A 2,328-nucleotide genomic window follows, 5' to 3' on the forward strand; every position below is an offset into this window, starting at 1 on the left:
GGGGGGTGGAGTGGACAAGTTGGCCACACCAGCACCGACCGGTCCCGGAGGTTTTTGCACACGTCTGCAATTCAAATGTTGAGGCCTCAGGGGGGGATCGGACCTTCAGAGCACGTCGCTTTCAAAGACCGCTCGCGGAGTTCCGTTGTCATATCCGCCCTGAAAAAAGTTTTGCGGGGTCGCTGCCATGAGCAACACCGCGCGCAAACTCGCTGCCATCCGTTCCAGGCTGGCGGAAGTCATGGAACTGATAGCTGCAATCGAGACAGAGGTAGAGGAGCCAGTCAGCCCGAGTGTCTGGGTGGAAACTGTAGTGGCGGCCGAGCGCTTCAGCATTCCGGTCGATAGCGTCAGGAGACTCTGCAGGAACGGCTTTGGCCGGAAGGTCGGGGGCCGCTGGCAGGCCAATCTGACATTGCTGCGCGGATATTTTGGCAAACGCGACAATCGCGACGCGCCCAATCGCGTTTCGCGCGTCAAAGTCGGGACATGAACCTGATGAGCAAAATACTTCCAACCGAAGCCGACCGTCATAGGGCTGCGCTGCAGTTGCCACGGGCGAGCGCTGAATATTTGGTCGCCGAGAAAACATCGCGCGATGCCTCTGCCAAGCTCCGCGCTCTCGTCGGTCGTCGTGAGGCCTTGACGATCGAATCTGGTATCGAAAATCCCGCAAAAACGAAAATTCCAACACATGCGCTCAATACCGCATTGGATGGCCTTACGGTCGAGATAGCCGACGCGCAGAACGCCGAGCGCACTGCAAGAGCCGAATTTGACCGATTGCGGGCAATCTATCGGCAGGAAGCTGCCGCCGCACTCCAGGCCGATATCGAGAGCTTCGGCTCCGCAATAACCCGGCGCCTCGATGAAATTCTCGAATTGTTGGATGTCGGTAGCGAGCTTGCCAGCCAGGCGCGTGAAGCTGGTGTGAATCTTCCAAGCTCAATCACCGATGCCCCGGTCGGCCGGCGGTTCGCCCAGACGATGACGGATACCCTCAACGAATGTTTTCAACGAGAGGAACTCGGCGATGAGCGCTGAATGGAACAAGCTGATCACCTACCGCGAAGGCGAGCGTTGCCGCTTCAAGGGCGTCGTGCTCCAGGCGAAATTTGACCTCGTAAGAGGCCTTCGCCCAGACGGCGACCATTGGAGAAAGTTTTGGCAAATCGTGCCGACCATCACGCCCATGAAAGCGACCGCTGCCAAGCCGTCATACGCGGGAAGAAAGGGACCGTCCCCTTACTTGACGCGCGCCTTGGGCCTTCGGTGAAGGGTCTCCAGCACGATGGAAGATAGCATCGAATACATGCCCGATGGCTCGAAGTTCGTGAGGCGCTTTGTCTCCGAGCGATCGGACCCGTATTTCTTGCAGCTTCAGCGCGGGTATGAGGAAATAGAGCGTTCAGCGGTAGCGAACCGAAGCCTTTGGCGCCTAATCGGCCCCGATACCTATGAGCAGTCCATTGAGCCGGAAGGTAACGGTCTTCAAATCCATGGCATAGCGTCGACCCCGATCATCGACAGTCATCGTCAGGCGATCGATAGCAAAGGCATCGAAGCCGAATTGCCAATTCCACTCATCTCTGAACACACGACAAGCGGATCGATCGGCTCCGTGTTTTATCTCAGGCGCTCCCCGACCAGCCTCTACATGCGCGCCTGTCTTCACGACCATTTCGCAGCAAAGCACGCTGAGAGCCTGATTAAGAACGGCTCGGTTTCCTGCCTATCAATTGCGCCCCAGCGGAACACTGGCAGGCCGCTCGCCACCGTTGATGGCGTCCGTTTCTTTTCCGGCATTGGTCTCGCCGAGATCTCGATCTGTCAATCAGGAGCGAACGCCGATGCTCGCTTCGAGATACTTCGAAAGGGCGATGATGGCCGCAAGTTCTGGGCATCGTCCTCAAGCCCAAAGGCAGAGCCACGCATCCCCTATCGCGGCCCATGGAAAGAAACCGAGCAATATCAGCCCGGAGACTTCGTGAGCCATCAAGGCGGACTCTGGCACGGCGAGATAGAGAGCAAGGGCGTGCGACCGAACGAGTCCCCGATGGTGTGGCGGTTGGCAGTCAAGCGCGGCGATGCAGAGAAGATGGAGCGGCGACATGAAGCCAACAACAGAGTTTGACCAGATCGATGTGACCCTTGCTGAGGACCGCAAGACGGTGATCCTGCATGCCTATGCCGGCGAAGCGCTCTACCTCCAGACAGTGCACCAAGCGACGGAAGAACTGGACACGCATTCCGTTGAGGTGAAGGACGCCGACCTATGGCGAGCCAGGGCAGTCCCCAGCGCGTGGTGGAAGCCATGACCGGGGGGGG

The 2,328-nt window shown here is 58.5% G+C and carries 5 protein-coding genes; all 5 read left to right on the top strand.

Going from position 1 to position 2,328, the window contains the following annotated elements; genetic code table 11:
- The first annotated feature begins 187 nt into the window (after positions 1-187).
- The 5 genes from LB557_RS31410 to LB557_RS31430 are packed head-to-tail and all read left to right on the top strand — an operon-like array spanning position 188 to position 2,318.
- Positions 188-493, top strand: a complete 306-nt coding sequence (locus LB557_RS31410; protein ID WP_224643966.1) for a hypothetical protein — start codon at positions 188-190, stop codon at positions 491-493.
- A 5-nt stretch (positions 494-498) separates the two neighbouring features.
- On the top strand, positions 499-1,044 hold the full coding sequence (locus LB557_RS31415; protein WP_224643965.1) for a hypothetical protein: 546 nt from the start codon (positions 499-501) through the stop codon (positions 1,042-1,044).
- Positions 1,034-1,276, top strand: a complete 243-nt coding sequence (locus LB557_RS31420; protein ID WP_224643964.1) for a hypothetical protein — start codon at positions 1,034-1,036, stop codon at positions 1,274-1,276. Before LB557_RS31415 ends, LB557_RS31420 begins: the two co-directional genes overlap by 11 nt.
- Positions 1,277-1,291: 15 nt before the next feature.
- A complete protein-coding gene (locus tag LB557_RS31425; RefSeq protein WP_224643963.1) occupies positions 1,292-2,134 on the top strand; it encodes an HK97 family phage prohead protease in 843 nt (280 codons plus the stop codon).
- Positions 2,112-2,318, top strand: a complete 207-nt coding sequence (locus LB557_RS31430; RefSeq protein ID WP_224643962.1) for a hypothetical protein — start codon at positions 2,112-2,114, stop codon at positions 2,316-2,318. The genes LB557_RS31425 and LB557_RS31430 overlap by 23 nt, the downstream gene beginning before the upstream one ends.
- The last annotated feature ends 10 nt before the right edge of the window (positions 2,319-2,328 follow it).

Origin of the sequence: Mesorhizobium sp. BR115XR7A, from assembly GCF_020165315.1 — a bacterium.
Taxonomy (GTDB): domain Bacteria; phylum Pseudomonadota; class Alphaproteobacteria; order Rhizobiales; family Rhizobiaceae; genus Mesorhizobium; species Mesorhizobium australicum.

Bases quoted from the DNA above. Each gene is read 5' to 3' on its own strand.
- LB557_RS31420 (WP_224643964.1), top strand. From the start codon at position 1,034: ATGAGCGCTGAATGGAACAAGCTGATCACCTACCGCGAAGGCGAGCGT.
- LB557_RS31425 (WP_224643963.1), top strand. From the start codon at position 1,292: ATGGAAGATAGCATCGAATACATGCCCGATGGCTCGAAGTTCGTGAGG.
- LB557_RS31430 (WP_224643962.1), top strand. From the start codon at position 2,112: ATGAAGCCAACAACAGAGTTTGACCAGATCGATGTGACCCTTGCTGAG.
- LB557_RS31410 (WP_224643966.1), top strand. From the start codon at position 188: ATGAGCAACACCGCGCGCAAACTCGCTGCCATCCGTTCCAGGCTGGCG.
- LB557_RS31415 (WP_224643965.1), top strand. From the start codon at position 499: ATGAGCAAAATACTTCCAACCGAAGCCGACCGTCATAGGGCTGCGCTG.